General features: G+C 68.4%; 14 protein-coding genes and 1 pseudogene. 10 read left to right on the top strand and 5 right to left on the bottom strand.

Annotated elements, in window-relative coordinates; translation table 11 throughout:
• Positions 1 to 82 precede the first annotated feature (82 nt).
• From ACFXN1_RS22175 to ACFXN1_RS22145, 7 genes are read left to right on the top strand one after another with little or no spacing between them, the layout of a single operon-like run.
• A complete protein-coding gene (locus ACFXN1_RS22175) occupies positions 83 to 919 on the top strand; it encodes a nitrilase-related carbon-nitrogen hydrolase (RefSeq protein WP_379400130.1) in 837 nt (278 codons plus the stop codon).
• A complete protein-coding gene (gene hydA / locus ACFXN1_RS22170) occupies positions 916 to 2,337 on the top strand; it encodes a dihydropyrimidinase (RefSeq protein WP_379440765.1) in 1,422 nt (473 codons plus the stop codon). The genes ACFXN1_RS22175 and hydA overlap by 4 nt, the downstream gene beginning before the upstream one ends.
• Positions 2,338 to 2,367: 30 nt before the next feature.
• The gene (locus ACFXN1_RS22165) at positions 2,368 to 3,405 is read left to right on the top strand and encodes a TIGR03842 family LLM class F420-dependent oxidoreductase (RefSeq protein WP_379440764.1); all 1,038 of its coding nucleotides are present in this window, start codon (positions 2,368 to 2,370) and stop codon (positions 3,403 to 3,405) included.
• Positions 3,402 to 4,349, top strand: a complete 948-nt coding sequence (locus ACFXN1_RS22160) for an ABC transporter permease (protein ID WP_379440762.1) — start codon at positions 3,402 to 3,404, stop codon at positions 4,347 to 4,349. Before ACFXN1_RS22165 ends, ACFXN1_RS22160 begins: the two co-directional genes overlap by 4 nt.
• Positions 4,350 to 4,386: 37 nt before the next feature.
• A complete protein-coding gene (locus ACFXN1_RS22155) occupies positions 4,387 to 5,244 on the top strand; it encodes an ABC transporter ATP-binding protein (RefSeq protein WP_379440761.1) in 858 nt (285 codons plus the stop codon).
• Positions 5,241 to 6,014, top strand: coding sequence for an ABC transporter permease (locus ACFXN1_RS22150; RefSeq protein ID WP_379440759.1), 774 nt, complete (start codon positions 5,241 to 5,243; stop codon positions 6,012 to 6,014). Before ACFXN1_RS22155 ends, ACFXN1_RS22150 begins: the two co-directional genes overlap by 4 nt.
• Positions 6,011 to 7,156, top strand: coding sequence for an ABC transporter substrate-binding protein (locus tag ACFXN1_RS22145; protein WP_379440758.1), 1,146 nt, complete (start codon positions 6,011 to 6,013; stop codon positions 7,154 to 7,156). Before ACFXN1_RS22150 ends, ACFXN1_RS22145 begins: the two co-directional genes overlap by 4 nt.
• A 353-nt stretch (positions 7,157 to 7,509) precedes the next feature.
• Here ACFXN1_RS22145 and ACFXN1_RS22140 read toward each other — a convergent pair whose 3' ends face one another.
• Complete coding sequence (locus ACFXN1_RS22140) at positions 7,510 to 8,028, bottom strand: NUDIX domain-containing protein (protein ID WP_379400124.1); 519 nt, start codon at positions 8,026 to 8,028, stop codon at positions 7,510 to 7,512.
• A gap of 131 nt (positions 8,029 to 8,159) precedes the next feature.
• Between ACFXN1_RS22140 and ACFXN1_RS22135 the strand changes: the two genes are divergently transcribed.
• The gene (locus tag ACFXN1_RS22135; protein ID WP_379385942.1) at positions 8,160 to 8,540 is read left to right on the top strand and encodes a nitroreductase family deazaflavin-dependent oxidoreductase; all 381 of its coding nucleotides are present in this window, start codon (positions 8,160 to 8,162) and stop codon (positions 8,538 to 8,540) included.
• A 38-nt stretch (positions 8,541 to 8,578) separates the two neighbouring features.
• Here the strand turns inward: ACFXN1_RS22135 and ACFXN1_RS22130 are convergent, their stop codons facing one another.
• Positions 8,579 to 9,082 (bottom strand): nitroreductase family deazaflavin-dependent oxidoreductase, encoded by a 504-nt coding sequence (locus tag ACFXN1_RS22130; protein ID WP_379440756.1) that lies wholly within the window; start codon positions 9,080 to 9,082, stop codon positions 8,579 to 8,581.
• A 153-nt stretch (positions 9,083 to 9,235) separates the two neighbouring features.
• Here ACFXN1_RS22130 and ACFXN1_RS22125 point away from each other — a divergent pair, with 153 nt between their 5' ends.
• Positions 9,236 to 10,780: a glycosyltransferase family 39 protein gene (locus ACFXN1_RS22125; protein WP_379440807.1), complete on the top strand. Its 1,545-nt coding sequence runs from the start codon at positions 9,236 to 9,238 to the stop codon at positions 10,778 to 10,780.
• A gap of 66 nt (positions 10,781 to 10,846) precedes the next feature.
• Here ACFXN1_RS22125 and ACFXN1_RS22120 read toward each other — a convergent pair whose 3' ends face one another.
• The 3 genes and pseudogenes from ACFXN1_RS22120 to ACFXN1_RS22110 all read right to left on the bottom strand — a co-directional run bounded on the left by ACFXN1_RS22120 (position 10,847) and on the right by ACFXN1_RS22110 (position 15,835).
• Positions 10,847 to 12,907 (bottom strand): CocE/NonD family hydrolase, encoded by a 2,061-nt coding sequence (locus ACFXN1_RS22120; RefSeq protein WP_379440754.1) that lies wholly within the window; start codon positions 12,905 to 12,907, stop codon positions 10,847 to 10,849.
• Between the two features lie 229 nt (positions 12,908 to 13,136).
• On the bottom strand, positions 13,137 to 14,351 hold the full coding sequence (locus ACFXN1_RS22115) for a PucR family transcriptional regulator (protein WP_379440752.1): 1,215 nt from the start codon (positions 14,349 to 14,351) through the stop codon (positions 13,137 to 13,139).
• 10 nt (positions 14,352 to 14,361) lie between these two features.
• A pseudogene (locus tag ACFXN1_RS22110) lies at positions 14,362 to 15,835 on the bottom strand (AMP-dependent synthetase/ligase).
• A gap of 345 nt (positions 15,836 to 16,180) precedes the next feature.
• On the opposite strand from ACFXN1_RS22110, the gene glnA reads away from it, so the two are divergent.
• Complete coding sequence (glnA, locus tag ACFXN1_RS22105) at positions 16,181 to 17,617, top strand: type I glutamate--ammonia ligase (RefSeq protein WP_379400120.1); 1,437 nt, start codon at positions 16,181 to 16,183, stop codon at positions 17,615 to 17,617.
• Positions 17,618 to 17,786: the final 169 nt, after the last annotated feature.

Raw genomic sequence — 17,786 nt, 5'->3', positions numbered from 1 at the left:
CGCCGGAGGTTTTACGGTCACGAAATCGTTTCCTTCATCTTGTAACACAAGCGAATTCGTTTCAGGTGCAGTATCACAAACTATGGCGATTGTTCGAGCGGCGCTGGTGCAGACGAGCTGGACCGGCGACAAAGAGTCAATGATCAAAGCGCACGAGGACTACGCGCGGCAGGCTGCTGCTGCGGGGGCGAAGGTGATCTGCTTCCAGGAGCTGTTCTACGGGCCGTACTTCTGCCAGGTCCAGGACACCAAGTTCTACGACTACGCCGAATCGGTGCCGGGCCCCACCGTGGAGCGGTTCGCGGCGCTGGCCCGCGAGCTCGGCCTGGTGATGGTGCTGCCCGTCTACGAGCAGGAGCAGCCGGGACTGCTGTACAACACGGCGGCGGTCGTGGACGCCGACGGGACCTACCTAGGTAAGTACCGCAAACACCACATTCCGCAGGTCAACGGGTTCTGGGAGAAGTTCTACTTCCGCCCCGGCAATCTGGGTTGGCCGGTCTTCGACACCGCCGTCGGCAGAATCGGGGTCTACATCTGCTACGACCGGCACTTCCCCGAGGGCTGGCGGGCGCTGGGCCTGGCCGGAGCGGAGATCGTGTTCAATCCCTCGGCTACCTCGCGCGGACTGTCGAGCTACCTGTGGAAGCTGGAGCAGCCTGCCTCGGCGGTGGCCAACGAGTACTTCATCGGGGCCATCAACCGGGTGGGCGTCGAGGAGTACGGCGACGACGACTTCTACGGCACCAGCTACTTCGTCGACCCCGAGGGGCAGTTCGTGGGTGAGGTCGCCTCCGACACCGCCCCCGAGCTGGTGGTCCGCGACCTGGACATGGACCTGATCACTGTGGTGCGCGACCGCTGGGCCTTCTATCGGGACCGGCGTCCGGATGCCTACGGAAAGCTGGTGGAGCCGTGAGCACGACCTTCATCCACGGCGGAATCGTGGTGTCCGCCACCGGATCCCAGCCCCTCGACGTCCTCATCGACGGCGAGACCATCGCCGCGGTGGTGCAGCCGGGATCCACCGCGCTCGGCGCCGACCTGGCCGCCACCGCCGACACCGTCATCGACGCCACCGGCAAGTACGTGATTCCCGGCGGCGTCGACGGCCACACCCACATGCAGCTGCCCTTCGGCGGCACCGAGGCGTCGGACACCTTCGAGACCGGCACCCGTGCCGCCGCGTGGGGCGGCACCACCACCATCGTCGACTTCGCGGTGCAGAAGCCGGGCGAGCGGGTCCAGGACAGCCTGGCGCTGTGGCACGAGAAGGCGGCCGGAAACTGCGCCGTCGACTACGGGTTCCATCAGATCGTCGGCTCGGTGGACGCCGAATCCCTCAAGGGCATGAGCGAATTGGTGTCCGAGGGCGTCACCAGTTTCAAGCTGTTCATGGCCTACCCGGGCGTCTTCTACTCCGACGACGGCCAGATCCTGCGCGCCATGCAGACCGCGGGCGATCTCGGCGCCCTGCTCATGATGCACGCCGAGAACGGGATCGCCATCGATGTGCTGGTGGAACAGGCGCTTTCGCGGGGCGAGACCGCGCCGTACTACCACGGCGTCACGCGCCCGTGGCAGATGGAGGAGGAGGCCACCCACCGCGCGATCATGCTGGCGCAGTTGACCGGCGCCCCGCTCTACGTCGTCCACGTCTCCGCCAAGCAGGCCCTGGAACAGATCGCGGAGGCCCGGGGCAGGGGCCAGAACGTCTTCGGCGAGACGTGCCCGCAGTACCTGTACCTCTCGCTCGAGGAGAACCTGGGCGCACCGGGTTTCGAGGGCGCGAAATGGGTGTGCTCGACGCCGCTGCGCGCCCGCGCCGAAGGTCATCAGGACGAGCTGTGGCGCTACATCCGCACCGGCGATGTCAGCACCGTGGCCACCGACCACTGCCCCTTCTGCATGAAGGACCAGAAGGAGCTCGGCCTCGGCGATTTCAGCAAGATTCCCAACGGGATCGGCGGCATCGAGCACCGCATGGACCTGATGTTCCAGGGCGTCGAGGACGGCCGCATCTCCCTCGAGAAATGGGTGGAGGTGTGCTGCACCGCCCCGGCCCGCATGTTCGGGCTCTACCCGCGCAAGGGTGTCATCAGCCCCGGCGCGGACGCGGACGTGGTGATCTACGACCCCCACGGGCACACCAGCATCGGCCTGGGCAAGACCCACCACATGAACATGGACCATTCGGCCTACGAGGGCTTCGAGATCGACGGGCACGTGGACACCGTGCTCTCGCGCGGCCGGGTGATCGTCGACGCGGGGCAGTACCTGGGCAGCGCCGGCCACGGCCGGTACGTCAAACGCGGCCTGTCCCAGAACCTCATCTGACGAACCCGAGCTACGAGGGGAGAGTGCCGCATGGACATCGGTGTGGTGCTGCAGTGCACGCCGCCCGCGTCACGGGTGGTGGAACTGGCGAGAATCGCGGAGACACACGGGTTCTCGCACGTGTGGACCTTCGATTCGCACCTGCTGTGGCAGGAGCCCTACGTCATCTACAGTCAGATTCTCGCCGCGACCCGCAAGGTCGTGGTGGGCCCGATGGTGACCAACCCGTCCACTCGTGACTGGACCGTCACCGCCTCCACCTTCGCCACCCTCAACGACATGTTCGGCAACCGCACCATCTGCGGTATCGGCCGCGGCGATTCGGCCGTCCGCGCCCTGGGCGGGCGGCCTGCCACCCTGGCGACCCTGCGCGAATCCATCGACGTCATCAGGGAATTGGGCAACGGCCGCAGCGCGCACATCGGCGACACCACCGTCCGCTTCCCGTGGGCGCAGGACTCCCGGCTGCCGGTGTGGGTCGCCGGATACGGTCCGCGCGCCCTGGATCTCACCGGCGAGGTGGCCGACGGGTTCATTCTCCAGCTCGCCGACCCGGACATCACCGCCTGGACCATCGCCCGCGTCCGGGCGGCCGCCGAACGCGCGGGCCGCGACCCGGGGGAGGTGACCATCTGCGTGGCGGCACCCGCCTACATCACCGACGGCACCGTCGGATCGCTGAAACACGCACGTGAGCAATGCCGTTGGTTCGGCGGCATGGTCGGTAACCACGTCGCGGACATCGTCGCCCGGTACGGCTCCGACTCCGAGGTGCCCAAGGCGCTGACCAACTACATCGCCGGGCGGCGCGGGTACGACTACAACGTGCACGGCCGGGCGGGAAACGTGCACGCCGAGTTCGTTCCCGACGAGATCGTGGACCGCTTCTGCATTCTCGGCACCCCGGACGAGCACCTGACCCGGCTGCGCGAGCTCGAGGCCCTGGGCGTCGACCAGTTCGCGGTCTACCTGCAACACGACGCCAAGACCTCCACCCTCGAGGCCTACGGCGAATCCGTCCTGCCACGCCTGGCACATCCGATCGAGGCGACGGTGACCGGATCGTGAGCGTGACGACGACCGACCCCCCGTCCCCGACCAGTACCGAGCCGCAGGAATTCTCGTTCACCCGCACCGCCCTCGCCGGGCGCGGATGGCGGCTGCTGTATCCAATCGTGGCCTTCGCCCTGCTCATCGCGATCTGGGAGCTGGTGAAGGCGCTGGTTCCGGCCAATGGCGTGAGCATCGGGAACCAGCGCGTCCTGCCCCGCACCTCCGACGGCGCGCTGCCGCATTCCTGGGCGGTGCTGACCGTGCTGGGCGAACGGGACGGGAAGACCACCGTCGGCGCGACCCTGCTGCGCACGGCGGGCTTCACGCTCGAACTCGCGCTGCTGGCGCTGGTGCTGGGCACGGTGGTCGGTGTCGCGCTGGCGGTGCTCATGCAGCGGTTCTCGTGGGTCGAGCGCGGCCTGCTGCCGTATGTGATCGTCTCGCAGACCGTGCCGCTGATCGCGCTGGCCCCGCTGGTGGCGGGGTGGGGCGGCAAGATCGTCATCGCGGGCCGGCCGTGGCAGCCGTGGATGAGCATCGTGGTGATCGCGTCCTACCTGGTGTTCTTCCCGGTCGCCATCGGCACGCTGCGCGGATTGCAGTCTCCGGCACGGGCTTCGGTGGAGCTGCTGCACAGCTGCGCGGCGGGATGGTGGGCCACCCTGATACATCTGCGGTTGCCCGCGGCGGTGCCGCACCTCCTGCCCGCCCTGCGGCTGGGCGCCGCCGCCGCGGTGATCGGCTGTGTGGTGGCCGAGATCTCGACCGGCACCGCGGGCGGGATCGGCCGCCAGATCATCGTCTTCTCCCAGCAGTCGACCGGCAATGCGGCGCGGTTGTACGCCGCGGTGATCGCGGCGGCCCTGCTCGGTGTGGTGCTCACCGGATTGGTCTCGCTCGCCGAGGTGCTGCTGCGCCGCTATGCCCGGCCCGGCCACACCGCGGGAGCGGCCCGGTGACCATCGCTCTGCCCGTTCGTTCGTTCGGAGGTACCCCGTGACCGTCGAGACATCCGCGGCCGCACCGGAACCGGCGATGGCCGCGGCCATACCCGCCGTCGAGTTGCGTGGCGTCGGCAAGATATTCGCCGCCGGCGCGGTGACCGCGCTCGAGGACGTGAGCCTGCGCGTCGCGGCGGGTGAATTCGTCTCCCTGATCGGCCCGTCCGGGTGCGGCAAGTCCACGCTGCTGCGCATCGTGGCCGATTTGGAGCAGCCGAGCTCGGGAACCGTTGTGGTGCACGGGAAGACCGCCAGGCAGGCCCGGCTCGATCAGGAGTACGGCATCGCCTTCCAGCAGGCCGGACTGCTGGATTGGCGGACCGTGCAGGAGAACATCGAACTGCCGTTGCAGCTGCACAGGGTGCGCAAGACCGAAAGGCGCGCCCGCAGTGCCGAACTGCTCGAGATCACCGGCCTGACCGAATTCGCGCGGCGCTTCCCGGCCGAGCTGTCCGGCGGCATGCAGCAGCGCGTCGCCATCGCCCGCGCGCTGGCCCGCAAACCACCGCTGCTGCTCATGGACGAGCCGTTCGGCGCGCTCGACGAGATGACCCGCGAGCGCATGCAGGGCGAACTGCTGCGCATCGCCGAAGAGACCGGCGCCGCAGTGGTTTTCGTCACGCACTCGATCCCGGAGGCGGTCTTCCTCTCCGACCGCGTGGTGGTCATGACCCCGCGTCCCGGGCGCATCACCGAGGTGCTGGCCACCGGCGGCCGGGACCGCCACAGCGACGACGAGGTCCGGTCCAGCGAGGAATTCTTCACCGCTGTGGCCGCGGTCCGCGCCGCCCTGCATGAGGGGCACGGCGGCGCAGGCACGCCGAAAAGCGCCGCCGGACGGGACATGCGATGATCCGCGTGCTCCGATCCTGGTTGCCGCCAGTGCTTTTCGGCGTCGCCCTGCTGGTGCTGTGGCAGGTGCTGACCGTCGCGGCGGGTGTCCCGTCGTTCCTGCTTCCCGCGCCCAGCACCATCGGACAGGCCTTCGCCGACAATCACCACGCCATCCTGGAGGCCGCCCTGGCCACCGGGAAGAACGCACTGGCCGGCCTGCTCGCCGGTGCGGTGCTCGGCATGGCCGCCGCCACGGTGGCCGTGCGCTTCCGGGTGGTCGACGGGGTGCTCGGCGCGCTGGCGGCGGGCGCGGCGGCGGTGCCCATCGTGGCGCTGGCTCCGCTGCTGAACTCCATGTACTCCACCACCACCGACCTGCCGCGCCGGCTGGTGGCCACCATCGTCGTGTTCTTCCCCGTCTTCGTCAGCACCACCCGGGGATTGCGTCAGGTCCCGCGGGTGCACGAAGACCTCATGACCGCCTACGCCGCCACCGGCTGGCAGATCACCCGCACCGTGCGCCTGCCCGCCGCGCTGCCGTACCTGTTCACCGGTCTGCGCATCGCGGCGCCCGGTGCGGTGATCGCGGCGATCATCGCCGAATACTTCGGCGGTCTCCAGCACGGTCTGGGCAGCCGCATCACCTCCGCGGCGGCCAATACCGCCTATCCGCGCGCCTGGGCCTACGTGGTTGCCGCCATGATTCTCGGCCTGGTGTTTCTGGCCGCCGTGCTGCTGCTCGAACAGCTCACCCGCAGACCCCGCACCATCCCTGGGAGATCGAAATGAGAAGTGCCACCCGCAGATTCCGCATCCGGGCCGTGCTGGCCGCCGCCACCCTGGCGGTGGCGGCGCTGTCCGGATGCAGCACCGCCGACAATTCCTCGACCACCGCCGACGGGCTCACCAAGGTCAAGCTGCAACTGCAATGGTTCAAGCAGGGCCAGTTCGCGGGCTACTTGGCCGCCCAGGCCCAGGGCTACTACAAGGAGGAGGGCCTCGACGTCCAGATCCTCGACGGCGGCACCGATATCGTGCCCCAGACGGTCCTGGCCCAGGGACAGGCCGACTACGCGATCGCCTGGGTGCCCAAGGCCCTGGCCTCCCGCGAGGCCGGTGCGGGCATCACCGATGTCGCCCAGATCTTCCAGCGCTCCGGCACCAAGCAGGTGTCGTTCAAGAGCGCGGGCATCAACGGCCCCGCCGACCTGAAGGGCAAGAAGGTCGGAAACTGGGGCTACGGCAACGAATTCGAACTCTTCGCCGGCATGACCAAGGCGGGTCTGGACCCCGCCAAGGACGTCACCCTGGTCCAGCAGCAGTTCGACATGAACGCCTTCCTCGCCCACGACATCGACGCCGCCCAGGCCATGTCCTACAACGAGTACGCGCAACTGCTCGAGGTGAAGAACCCCGCTACCGGAAAGCTGTACACGGCAGACGATTTCGCCAGCATCGACTGGAACGATCAGGGTGTGGCCATGCTCCAGGACGCCATCTGGGCCAACACCGACAAGCTGAAGGACGCCAAGTACGCCGATCAGACGGTGAAGTTCATCGCCGCCTCGCTGAAGGGCTGGGCCTTCTGCCGCGACAATGTGGACAGGTGCCGCGATCTGACGGTGGCCGCCGGGTCGACCCTGGGGGCGAGTCATCAGCAGTGGCAGATCACCGAGGTGAACAAGCTGATCTGGCCGTCTCCGAGCGGAATCGGGATGATCGACCAGGCGGCGTGGGACCGCACCGTCTCGATCGCGAAGACCACCCGCAACCAGGAGGGCAAGACCGTCCTCACCAAGGATCCCGACGCCGCCGCGTACAGCGTCGAGTACGTCACCAAGGCCCTGGACCAGTTGAAGTCCCAGGGCGTCGATGTCACCGGGAGTTCCTACATCGCACAGCCGGTCACCCTCGCCGAGGGCGGGAAGTAGCGCGTTCCGTCCATTATGTGACGTAAGTCACAATTTTATCAAACCGATATAAACCCTGGTGGAACGCGTTCTACCGTGTACCTCTCGTCGGGTTCGGAAAATGTTTCCCCGGGAAATGGCTTCCCCTCGAATGTGAACCGTGCATGATTCACATGCCCGACATGTCATTTGAAAGATGAGGAGTAACCCGTGTCCGGATCCGCTTCGGATTTCCTGGCTTCGGTTCTGATCAAGACCATCCAGGGTCTGTTCAGCGGCAGTGCCGGCGGCACCACGCCGACCGCCTGAAACCGCAGTAGCACGTCGGCCCATCGAATCGCGCGGGATTCGGTGGGCCGTCGGCGTTCGTGGGCTCAGCGCAGCAGGTCCGGGATGAGCACCCGGGTGTCGGGCACGAACGGCCACGCCGGGTTCTCCAGATGCGACCGCAGCTCCTCGTCGGACCACCACCAGCCGTCCGCGATCTCCTCCGGCTGATGCCGGATCGGCCCGTCGTAGCGCAGCTCGTAGGCGAACAGGTGGCAGCGCATCGGCCGCCCCGCCCACTCGCCGTCCCAGGACGCACTCGCAAGTGGCAGCGGCCGATCGTCGTGCGGGCCCAGTTCGATGCCCAGTTCCTCGCCCAGCTCCCGCACCGCCGCCGCGGCCGGTTCCTCGCCCGGATCCAGCACCCCGCCCGCCAGGCAGTCGTGCATGCCGGCGAAAACGGCCTTGGTATCGGTCCGTTTGTGCACGTATACCTTCGACCCGTCGCCCGAGCGGACCAGCACGCCCGCACTGGCGTGCCACAGGCCCCGGGCGTACACCACCGCGCGCTCCTGCGCGCCGATCTCACGACCGGCGGCGTCGTACACCGCGATCATCTCCGGCATGGACCGGGCTCTCCTTCCTGCCGCGCCGTGTGACCCGGCGCCCTGCTGTGCACAGTAACGATGCCGCGCGGGCTCCCGGCTCCCGGCGTAGTCTCAGGGGCGCAACCGTTTTCGTCAGGGAGGACGAGATCATGCCGCTGCCGCAGGTACTCGCGAGGATCAATCGGCGGGTCAGCAACCCGGTACTGGGGGTCGGGGCCCGGGTGGCGCCGTTCTTCGGGATCGTGATCCACCGCGGTCGTCGGTCCGGGCGTGTCTACCGGTCCCCGGTCATGGTCTTCGAGCGCGACGGCGGCTATCGCATCGCCCTGACCTACGGGCGGGACGTGGACTGGCTGAAGAACATTCGGGCGGCAGGGACCTTCGAGTTCGAGACCCGCGGGCACACGGTGACCCTCACCGATCCGGTGGTCGGCCACGACGCCTCCGCCTCGTGGGCCCCGCCGCTGGTGCGTCAGGTGCTGGTGGGCCTGAACGCCGAGGACTACGTCCAGGCCCGGCGCGCCGACTGACGCCCGGTGGGCGGCTCAGTGCACAGTGAGTCGGAAGATCAGCGCACGGTGAGCCGGATGATCACACAGCCCTGCTGCCAGCTCTGGTAGGCATCGGCCAGGTTGGGATTGCCCGCCGCGTCGACGCCCATGCCGTTGAACTTGGCCCACTGCTCGTTGTCGCGGGCGATGGCCTCCGACAGCCGCACCACCGATTCGGCATCGGTGATCACCTCGGCGTCGGCGGTGTGCCTGGGCCCGCCGAAGGACACCTCGATGGGCACGCCCTTGCGGATATTGCTGACCCACGGATGCTTGGCGGTGCCGACCAGGATGTCGCCGTCGTGGCGGGTGTAGGCGACGGGCACGTCGTAGTGCCTGCCCGATTTGCGGCCCACCACGTGCAGCACGCACAGCCGCTTACCGACCCGGGCAGACAGCACCGGCACCCGCAGCAGGCCGCGAATGAAGGTATTGAGCAGGTTCTGATAGGACCGGATCGGCTCCGGCCCGGTGGTGGTCGGGGTCCCGTAGGGATTGGTCTCGGGGGTTTGGTCGGTCATGCCGTCCTCCTTCGCTGAAACGCGTTGTGCGGCAGTCACACCGGCATCGAGTATAGATCTCGTGTCGCCGTGTCCGGAATTTGCTGGAAATAAGCTGTAGATTCCGGAGTGTTCGCAGCATGACCCGCCGGCGAGGAGTGCGCGTTGACCGATGTGATGAATCGCCCAGCTCGGCCGCTCGGTGCCGGACGGCACGCCAAGGCCGAGGAACGCCCGCCCATGGCGTGGTGGACCGTCGCGGCGGTCGCGGTGCCGGCGGCAGTGGTGCTGCTGTTGTCGGCGAGCCGGTACGGGTATTTCGGGGACGAGCTGTACTTCCTGGCCGCGGGCCGGCGGCCGGGGTTCGGGTACGCCGATCAGGGGCCGGTGCTGCCGCTGCTGGCGTGGCTGATGGACAGCCTCGCGCCCGGATCGTTCTTCGTGCTGCGGCTGCCGTCGGTCGCATTGACGGTGACCGCGATCGTGCTCTGTGCCATGCTCGCGCGGGAATTCGACGGTGGCCGGTGGGCGCAGCTGCTCGCCGCGGTGGGGTACGCCGGCTCGCCGTTCCTGCTGTTGCAGGGGACCATGCTCACCACCAATGCCGTCGACACCGCGCTGTGGGTGATCATCACCTCGCTGGTGGTGCGCTGGGTGCGGACCCGCGACGACCGGCTGCTGCTGGCCGCCGCCCTGGTCACCGCGCTGGATATGCAGGTGAAGTGGCTGATCCCGTTCTTCTGGATCGCGGTCGCGGCGAGCAGCCTGCTGTGCGGGCCGCGCGAGCTGGTGCGGCGGCCGCTGCTGTGGGTGGGCGGGGTGATCGTGGTGGCGGCCACGGTGCCCGAACTGATCTGGCAGGCCCGGCACTCCTGGCCGCAGCTGAAGATGGGCGGGGTGATCGGATCCGAGCAGGGGATCCTGGGCGGGCGGCTGCTGTTCGTGCCGATGTCGGTGAGCCTGGCGGGATATCTGGGCGCTCTGCTGCTGGTGTGGGGACTGTGGGTGCTGCTGCGCTGGGATGTGCTGCGGCCCTTCCGGTTTCTGGGTGTCACCCCGCTGCTGTTGTACGCGGCGTTCCTGGTCACCGGCGGGCGGATCTACTACGCGGCGGGCATGTACGCGGTGCTGATCGCGGCGGGTGCGGTCGGCGTGGTCGGCACGGCCGAGCGGATCGGCTCGATGTGGCGCCGGGCGCTCACCGGCTGTGTGGCCGTATTGGCGCTGGGCGCAACGGTTTTCACGCTCTACTCGACCCCGTGGCGGCCCGCCGATCAGGTGCATCCGCCCCGTGACGACGCCGAGGCCGCCATCCGTATCGGCGTGTACGGCTCCTTCGGGTGGCACGAGCTCACCGACGAGGTGACCCGCGCCTACCGGGCGCTCACCCCGGCCGAGCGCGCGCACGCGGTCATCATCACCGACACCTACTGGCAGGCGAGCGCGCTCGACGAACTCGGCCGCGACCGGCTACCGCCGCTGTACAGCCCCAGTCGCGGCTTCGGCTACTTCGGCGCCCCGCCCGACGATGCCACCGCGGTGCTGGCCGTCGGCGACTCCGAGGCGGTGCTGCGCAGCCAGTTCGAGCACGTCGAACCCGTCGGCAAGGTGGACACCCGGCTGGGCTTCAAGGGCAATACCCAGGACGTCACCATCTGGAAGTGCTCGGGCCCGAAGCAGCCGTGGTCACGGGTGTGGCCGAACTGGATGCACCTGTAGCGGCGCGCAGCGCGACGACCGTGGGCGCGGGCCCCTCGCCGAGCTGGAAGCGCTCCACCGTCCGGTTCAGTGCGTGAACGAGTCCGCCGGTCCGAGTGGAACCACCAGCGCCGACGGATACACCGCGTTCTTCTGGATCTGCTGCGAGGTGCCCAGCAGCCGGCCCAGATCCGCCGGATTGGGGATGGTCGAGGGGAACGTACCGCTGCTGATGCGTAGCCGCAGCGCGTGGCCGGGCTCGAGGCGGTGGAAGGCGGGCCGGATCTTGACCTCCATTTTCACCACGTCGCCCGGCGTGAGCAGCTGCTCGTTCTCCTTCAGTACGGTGTGCTCGGGCGCATAGACGGTGCCGTCGGCGGTCGTCCAGGTCTTGCCGTCGTCGAGGGTGCGCTGGCTGGCCAATTGCGAACCGCCCGTAATGTTCACGGCCGTGCCGTCCGGCGCGACATCGTCGAGCCACACCTGGAACGCGGCGTCGGTGCCGGTGGAGGAGGCGTACAGGGTGACGCTCGACGGCCCGGCCAGCACGGTCGGCTCGGTCACCGGGTCCATGGTGTAGCGCAGGCCCGCCGTCGGATCCTGCACCCATTCGGTGCACGGGTTGGAGACGGTGAAGATCCGGAACACGAAATCGAGCAGGCCCGCCGTGTACTGGCCCAGCGACTCGCGATTGCAGATGTTGTCGATGCCGGTGTAATTCAGGCGATCGGAGGCGTCGGCAGCCGTCGGCTGGTCCGCGACGAGACGGTCACCGTCGAAATAGCGCTGCTGGACGGCCGCCTGCTCGAACGGATAGCGCGCGGTGTCGGCGGCATTGTCGCCGGCGTCGATGACGTGCAGCGGGTTGCCGGTCTCGTCGACGCCATTGTGAATGTCCGCGAGCCACCGGTCGAACCAGGCCAGGGTGATCCGATCGGTGTCCATGCGCGAGCCCGGCCCCAGCCCCAGGCCGACGTGATACCAAGGGCCGATGAGCAATTGGTAGCGCCCGTCGGCCTGCTGGCCGGGAGCCATGGGCGCGAACTGGTCGCGGCCTGCCGCCAGGTTCTGCAGCTGCGCGTAATTGCGCACCGCGCCTTCCTGATACAGATCCCACCAGCCGTCCACCTGGTACATGGCGATGCCGTTGTCGACCAGGTTGTGCAGGCCGGTCTCGAAACGCCGGTCCTGCCACCAGGAGGTGTCGTAGGCGGTGGAGCCGCCGGTGTAGGCGTCGAACAGCAGCTTCACGGTGCTGGTGTCCGGGCCGACCAGCGCCAGCAGGTGATCGCCGAGGGACTTCAGGAACAGCTGGGGTGAGACCGCGGCGGTCAGGAACGGTCCGATCAGGCTGAGGTAGGGGACCATCAGCGAGATGACCGTGAGCAGCAGCGGGCTCATCATGCCGTCGTGGTTGAGCACCTCGTCGAAGATGTTGTTGGGCACCGCGAACGGCACGATCGCCTTCAATGGCGAACCGGGGCCGACGGTTTCGGCGGTCCGCATGGCCGACAGGCCCGGGAACGAATAGCCGTACATGCCGACCTTGCCATTGGAGCCGGGCAGCCGCGCGGCCCAGTCCACCAGTTCCGCGCCGTCCTTGCCGTCCTGCTCGGAAGCCGGACTCCACGCGCCCGTCGAACCGCCGGTGCCGCGCACGTCCGCGGTGACCTCGATATAGCCGTGCCGCACCAGCATGTCCTGCATGGAGGTGGCCTGATCGATGATGCGGCGGGCGTCCTTCAGCTGATCGGGGAGCTGGATGTGCAGGTCGTCGATGACGCCGGTGATGGCGGCGGTGAGCGCGCTGGTCACCGCCCCGTAGGTGGTGAAGTTGACGATGACCGGGAACTCGCCCGCGGCCCGCTGTCCGGTCGCCGGATCGGTCGGGTAGCGCACCTCGGCCTGCAGTTGGGTGCCGTCGGAGAGCGGAACGACCTGTCCCAGTTGATAACCCACCCCGTACCGCTCCGGCGTCGGCTGATAGCCGGACGGGAGCCCGAAGTTCACGGGCGCGTCGGGCACCGGACCGAACACCGGCGCGGCCCCGGCGGGGGTGGTGGACGTGACGGTCATGGCCAGCACGGAGAAGCCGGCCACGGCCCACGGGGCCAGACGGCAGCGGCGCGGCCGGAAGGAGCTACTCAACGATCTACCTCTGCGGATGGTTGGGAGGCCGCGGTCGGGTCCGCCGGATCACCGGCACCGCGCACGACCTCATCGTCGGAGTTCAGCAGACCGCACAGCGCCCGCGCGCCGCTACCGGCAATCGCCAAGACTGTGGCTCAGGCCATTGTGCATATGTCCAAGCGGCGGGGGCCGGTGAATCATGAAGGCCCGCAACGAGGATGCGTCACGGGCCGGTTCGGGGGACGGATTACGGTGCGAAGCAGGCGATTTCGAGCCGCCGGGCGATGCGGGCGGCCGACAGCGTCATGGCGTCGGTCGGGCGGTGCGGATCCAGGCCCGTCAGTTCGTGCACCCGGGCCAGCCGGTAGGTGACGGTATTGCGGTGGATGGTGAGCAGCCGGGCGGTGGCCAGCTGATTGAAGCCGGTGTCCACGAAGACCTCCAGGGTCTCCGCCAGCAGCGGCTGGGAATCCAGCGGCGCGAGCACGGCCGCCAGCCCCGCGCGGGCGGAACCACCTGCGGCGACGGTGTATTCGAACATGAGGTCCGGGCGGCGGCAGACCGGCTGCGGGCGGTCCAGGCAGCGGCCGAGCTCGGCCAGCAGGCGGGCCTCGGCGAAGACCGCGGGGACCTCCGCGTGCGACACGGCGGTGGCGACGCCCACCCAGAACGGTGCGGGCGGGCCCATCCGGGACAGCGGCGCCTCGGGCTGGGGCGCGGCGGGTCGCGCGGGACCGGGCAGGCGGCTGGTCAGTGCGGTCAGAGTGGCGGTGCCGTCGTCGCCGGGTTGCAGCGGCAGCAACGCGGTCCAGCCGCCGCTGTCCAGCCGCAGGAACACACCCGGAATGGACTCGATGCGATGGCGCAGCTCGCCGGTATCGGCGCTGCGGGTCGTGCCCAGCCGGAACGCCGCGACCAGGAACGCGTCCGGCACCGTGATGGCCGGTTCGTCCGCCCACTCGATCGGGTCGCGGCCGGCGAGCAGCGCGTCGGCGATGGCGCGGCGGCGTTCCAGCAACTCCCAGCGCGGATCGTGCGCGCGCTGCACGCACGCGGTGGCGATGCGGGTGGTCAGCAGCGTGATGTACCGCAGCAGCGACACCGCGGCGTCCTCGAGCAGTTCCCGCTCCGGCTCGGTGGCGGTGTCCTTCAGGCGAGACCACAGGTATTCCGCGCCCATGCTGTAGCGGCCCAGCACGTCTTCGAGGGATTCGCCGTCGCGGACCCGGCTCAGCGCGATCTGCACGACCTCCTGGGTGTCCGCCGGCGAGGGCACGCGGCCGGAGCGCACGAACTCGAAGAACAGGTCCACATTCAGGGTGATGCCGCGTTCGAAACCGCCGGCCACCAGGGGTTCGGGCAGGGTGCGGTAGCGCGGCATCGAGGCCGGTACCTCCGCGCGCGCCACGACCGCGCGCCGGTACAGCTCCTCGAGCGTTCGGTCCCGCAATCGCGCCTGCATCACCCTCCTACTACCCGTACAGCGAGTCGATAGTAGCGGCGTACGTGGTAGCTATCGGTTTGCGTCTGAGTTTCCCGGTGGCCGTGAGGTGATCACTACCAGGGGCCCACACCTCGGGCAGCACCGCGAACTTCTTGATCTGCTCGACTCGCGAGAGCTTGCTGTTCGCCGCGTCGACGCCCTCTTGCAGGGATTTCAGCACCCGCGGGTGCGCGGCCAGGGCCGGCAGGCTCCGATCGGTCAGCTGATGGCGTTCGGCGAAGGCGGCGGCCAGCTCGGGGTCCAGGCAGATGAGCGCGGTGTTGTAGGCACGGCCCTCGCCGATGGCCACCACCGTGCCCGCCAGCGGGGCGGTCCACGGTCGCGCCCGCGGTGCACTCGGTCATGCCGTACCCCTCGCACAACGGCAGGCCCAGGCCCAGGAAGAACTCGTGGGTGTCGCGCGGGATGGGCGCGGAACCGGTGACGGCGATCCGGATACGGTCCATGCCCAGCTCTGCGCGAATCCTGGACAGCACCAGGCGATCCGCGAGCCGGAACCGCACGGTGTCGAGCACGCTCCGCGCGCGGCCGTCCGACGCCGCCCGCGCCCGCGCCCGGCCGGTGCGGATCGCCCAGCCGATGAGCAGCCGCTGCATCGGGCCGGTCTCGGTGGCGACCCGTTCCTCCAGTGCCGCTTTGACTTTCACCCAGACCCGGGGCACCCCCAGGAACACTGTCGGACGCACCTCTGTCAGCGCGCCCGCTACCCGCTACCTGCCGCAGGTCCGGGCAGGTGGTGATCTCGCCGCCGGTCAGCATGGACAGGTAGTGCGCGAACCAGCGATTGGCGGCGTGCGCGTCGGGCAGATAGGAGACCACCTTGTCGGCGGGGGAGCCGCCGCCGAATTCGTCCACCACGCGGGCGTTCTCGAGGAAATTGGTGTGGGTGAGCTCCACCCCCTTGGGTGGGCCGGTGGTGCCGGAGGTGTAGACGATGGTCAGCAGATCCTCCGGATCCACCGCCCGCCAGGCGGATTCGAAGTCGAATCGGCCGTCTCCGGTGGCTTCGATCTCCGCCAGCGACACGCACCCCTCGCGCGCGTCGTCGACACAGATCACGTGCTCGACCGCGATGCCCTGCGCGGCCGACTTCGCCACCGCCTCGAGGACCTGCGGCGCGAACTGCGCCTCACAGACGACCGCGCGGTTGCCCGCGTTCCCGAACTGGTAGACCAGCAGATCCACCGGATTGGTGTTGTAGACCGAGAACGGTGTCGCGCCGGTGTGCAGGATCGCGGTGTCGCACAGGTGGAATTCGGGCCGATTGGTCAGCATCAGTGCCACCGTGTCGCCGCGGCCGATACCGCGCGCCGCCAGCCCGCGGCGATGGCGCGGACCCGATCACCGTATTCGCGCCAGGTTAGGACTACCGTGCCGCCGAGCGTGCGCAGCGCGATCTCCTCCGGGTGCCGGGCCACATTGGCCTGGAACGCCTCGACCATGGTGCGCGGGGCCGTCCCCGCACGCGGTACTGAACTCACGACCTACCTCTGGATCGACCATCGCCGGGGCGGCCACGGCCCCGGGCTGTTCCAGCAGACCGCACAGCGGTCCGGGCGGACCAGTGGCAATGGCGAAGATCTGCGGGGGCGGATTTGTGCACAGTGACAAAGATGCTTGTAGATCGGGCCGCAACAATACGGGGAGGCGGTAGTGCTCTTGTAACACAGTTTCATTCGCGTCCATCCCCGGATGCCTGCGACGTATCGTGTTAGCACGAGCAGGACCGCCGGACCCCGACCGGGCCGTCCGATCGGGTAGGCGTGCGCGGCCACGAGGAGCGAGCGGTGATCACCCCTACCATCAACGGAGTACAGAGCTACATCGACGTCGAGGAAGTCGAATACGTCGACATCCGATTCTGCGACGTCCCCGGCATCCAGCAGCATTTCTCGATCCCGGCGAGCATGTTCGGCGCGGATCTGGTCGAGAACGGCATCGCCTTCGACGGTTCGTCGGTGCGCGGCTTCCAGGCCATCCACGAGTCCGACATGCTGCTCCTACCGGATCTGCGCACCGCGCAACTGGATTCGTTCCGCGCCGCCAAGACCCTCAATATCAGCTGCTTCGTCCACGACCCGCACACCCGTGCCGCCTACAGCCGCGATCCCCGCAATGTGGCCCGCAAGGCCGAGGAATACCTGCGCTCCACCGGTATTGCCGACACCGCCTACTTCGGGCCCGAGGCCGAGTTCTACATCTTCGATTCGGTGCGCTACGACACCGCCATGAACGGGGCCTTCTACGAGGTGGATTCGTCGTCGGCCGACTGGAACACCGGCCGGCGCACGAATCCCGACGGTACCCCCAACCGTGGCTACAAGGTCCGGCCCAAGGGCGGCTATTTCCCGGTCGCTCCGTATGACGCGGACGTGGACCTGCGCGACCGCATGTGCACCCATCTGCAGCGCGCCGGATTCGAATTGGAGAAGGGGCATCACGAGGTCGGCACCGCCGGGCAGGCGGAGATCAACTACCGGTTCAACACCCTGCTCGCCGCCGCCGACGACCTGATGCTCTACAAGTACATCGTCAAGAACACCGCCTGGGAGTCCGGCAAGACCGTCACCTTCATGCCCAAACCGCTGTTCGGCGACAACGGATCCGGCATGCACGTGCACCAATCCCTGTGGAAGGACGGCTCACCGCTGTTCTACGACGAGGCCGGCTACGCGGGCCTGTCCGATCTGGCCCGCCACTACATCGGCGGCCTGCTGCACCACGCGCCGTCCCTGCTGGCCTTCACCAACCCGACGGTGAACTCCTACAAGCGCCTGGTGCCCGGATTCGAGGCGCCGGTGAATCTGGTCTACAGCCAGCGCAATCGCTCCGCCGCCGTGCGCATTCCGGTGACCGGCACCAGTGCCAGCGCCAAGCGCCTCGAATTCCGCTGCCCCGACTCCTCCGGCAACCCGTACCTGTCCTTCGCCGCCATGATGATGGCCGGGCTCGACGGCATCACCAACAAGATCGAGCCCGCCCTGCCGGTCGACAAGGACCTCTACGAGCTCACCCCGGAGGAGAGCGCCGAGGTCACCCAGACCCCCGGCAGCCTCGAACAGGTCATCGACCGGCTCGAGGCCGACCACGACTACCTCACACAGGGCGGGGTTTTCACCGACGACCTGATCGACACCTGGATCCGCCTCAAGCGCGACTCCGAGATCGCCGAGATCAACGTCCGCCCCCACCCGTACGAGTTCGCGCTCTACTTCGACGTGTAAACCTGAACTGCACGGAACACAACTGATTCCCGGGTTCGGTCCGCAGTCGGTACGCAGAGGTCGGAAAACGAAGCGGCGGGGGGGAGTAAGGGAGGGGGGGCCCCACCCCTTTTTGTTTTCCTTCCCCCTCCCTTTTCTTTCCCCCCCCTTTTTCCCTTCCTTTCCGCAA

This window comes from Nocardia sp. NPDC059154 (genome assembly GCF_042755705.1).
GTDB lineage: Bacteria > Actinomycetota > Actinomycetes > Mycobacteriales > Mycobacteriaceae > Nocardia.
This window is presented reverse-complemented; position numbering and strand designations above follow the sequence as displayed.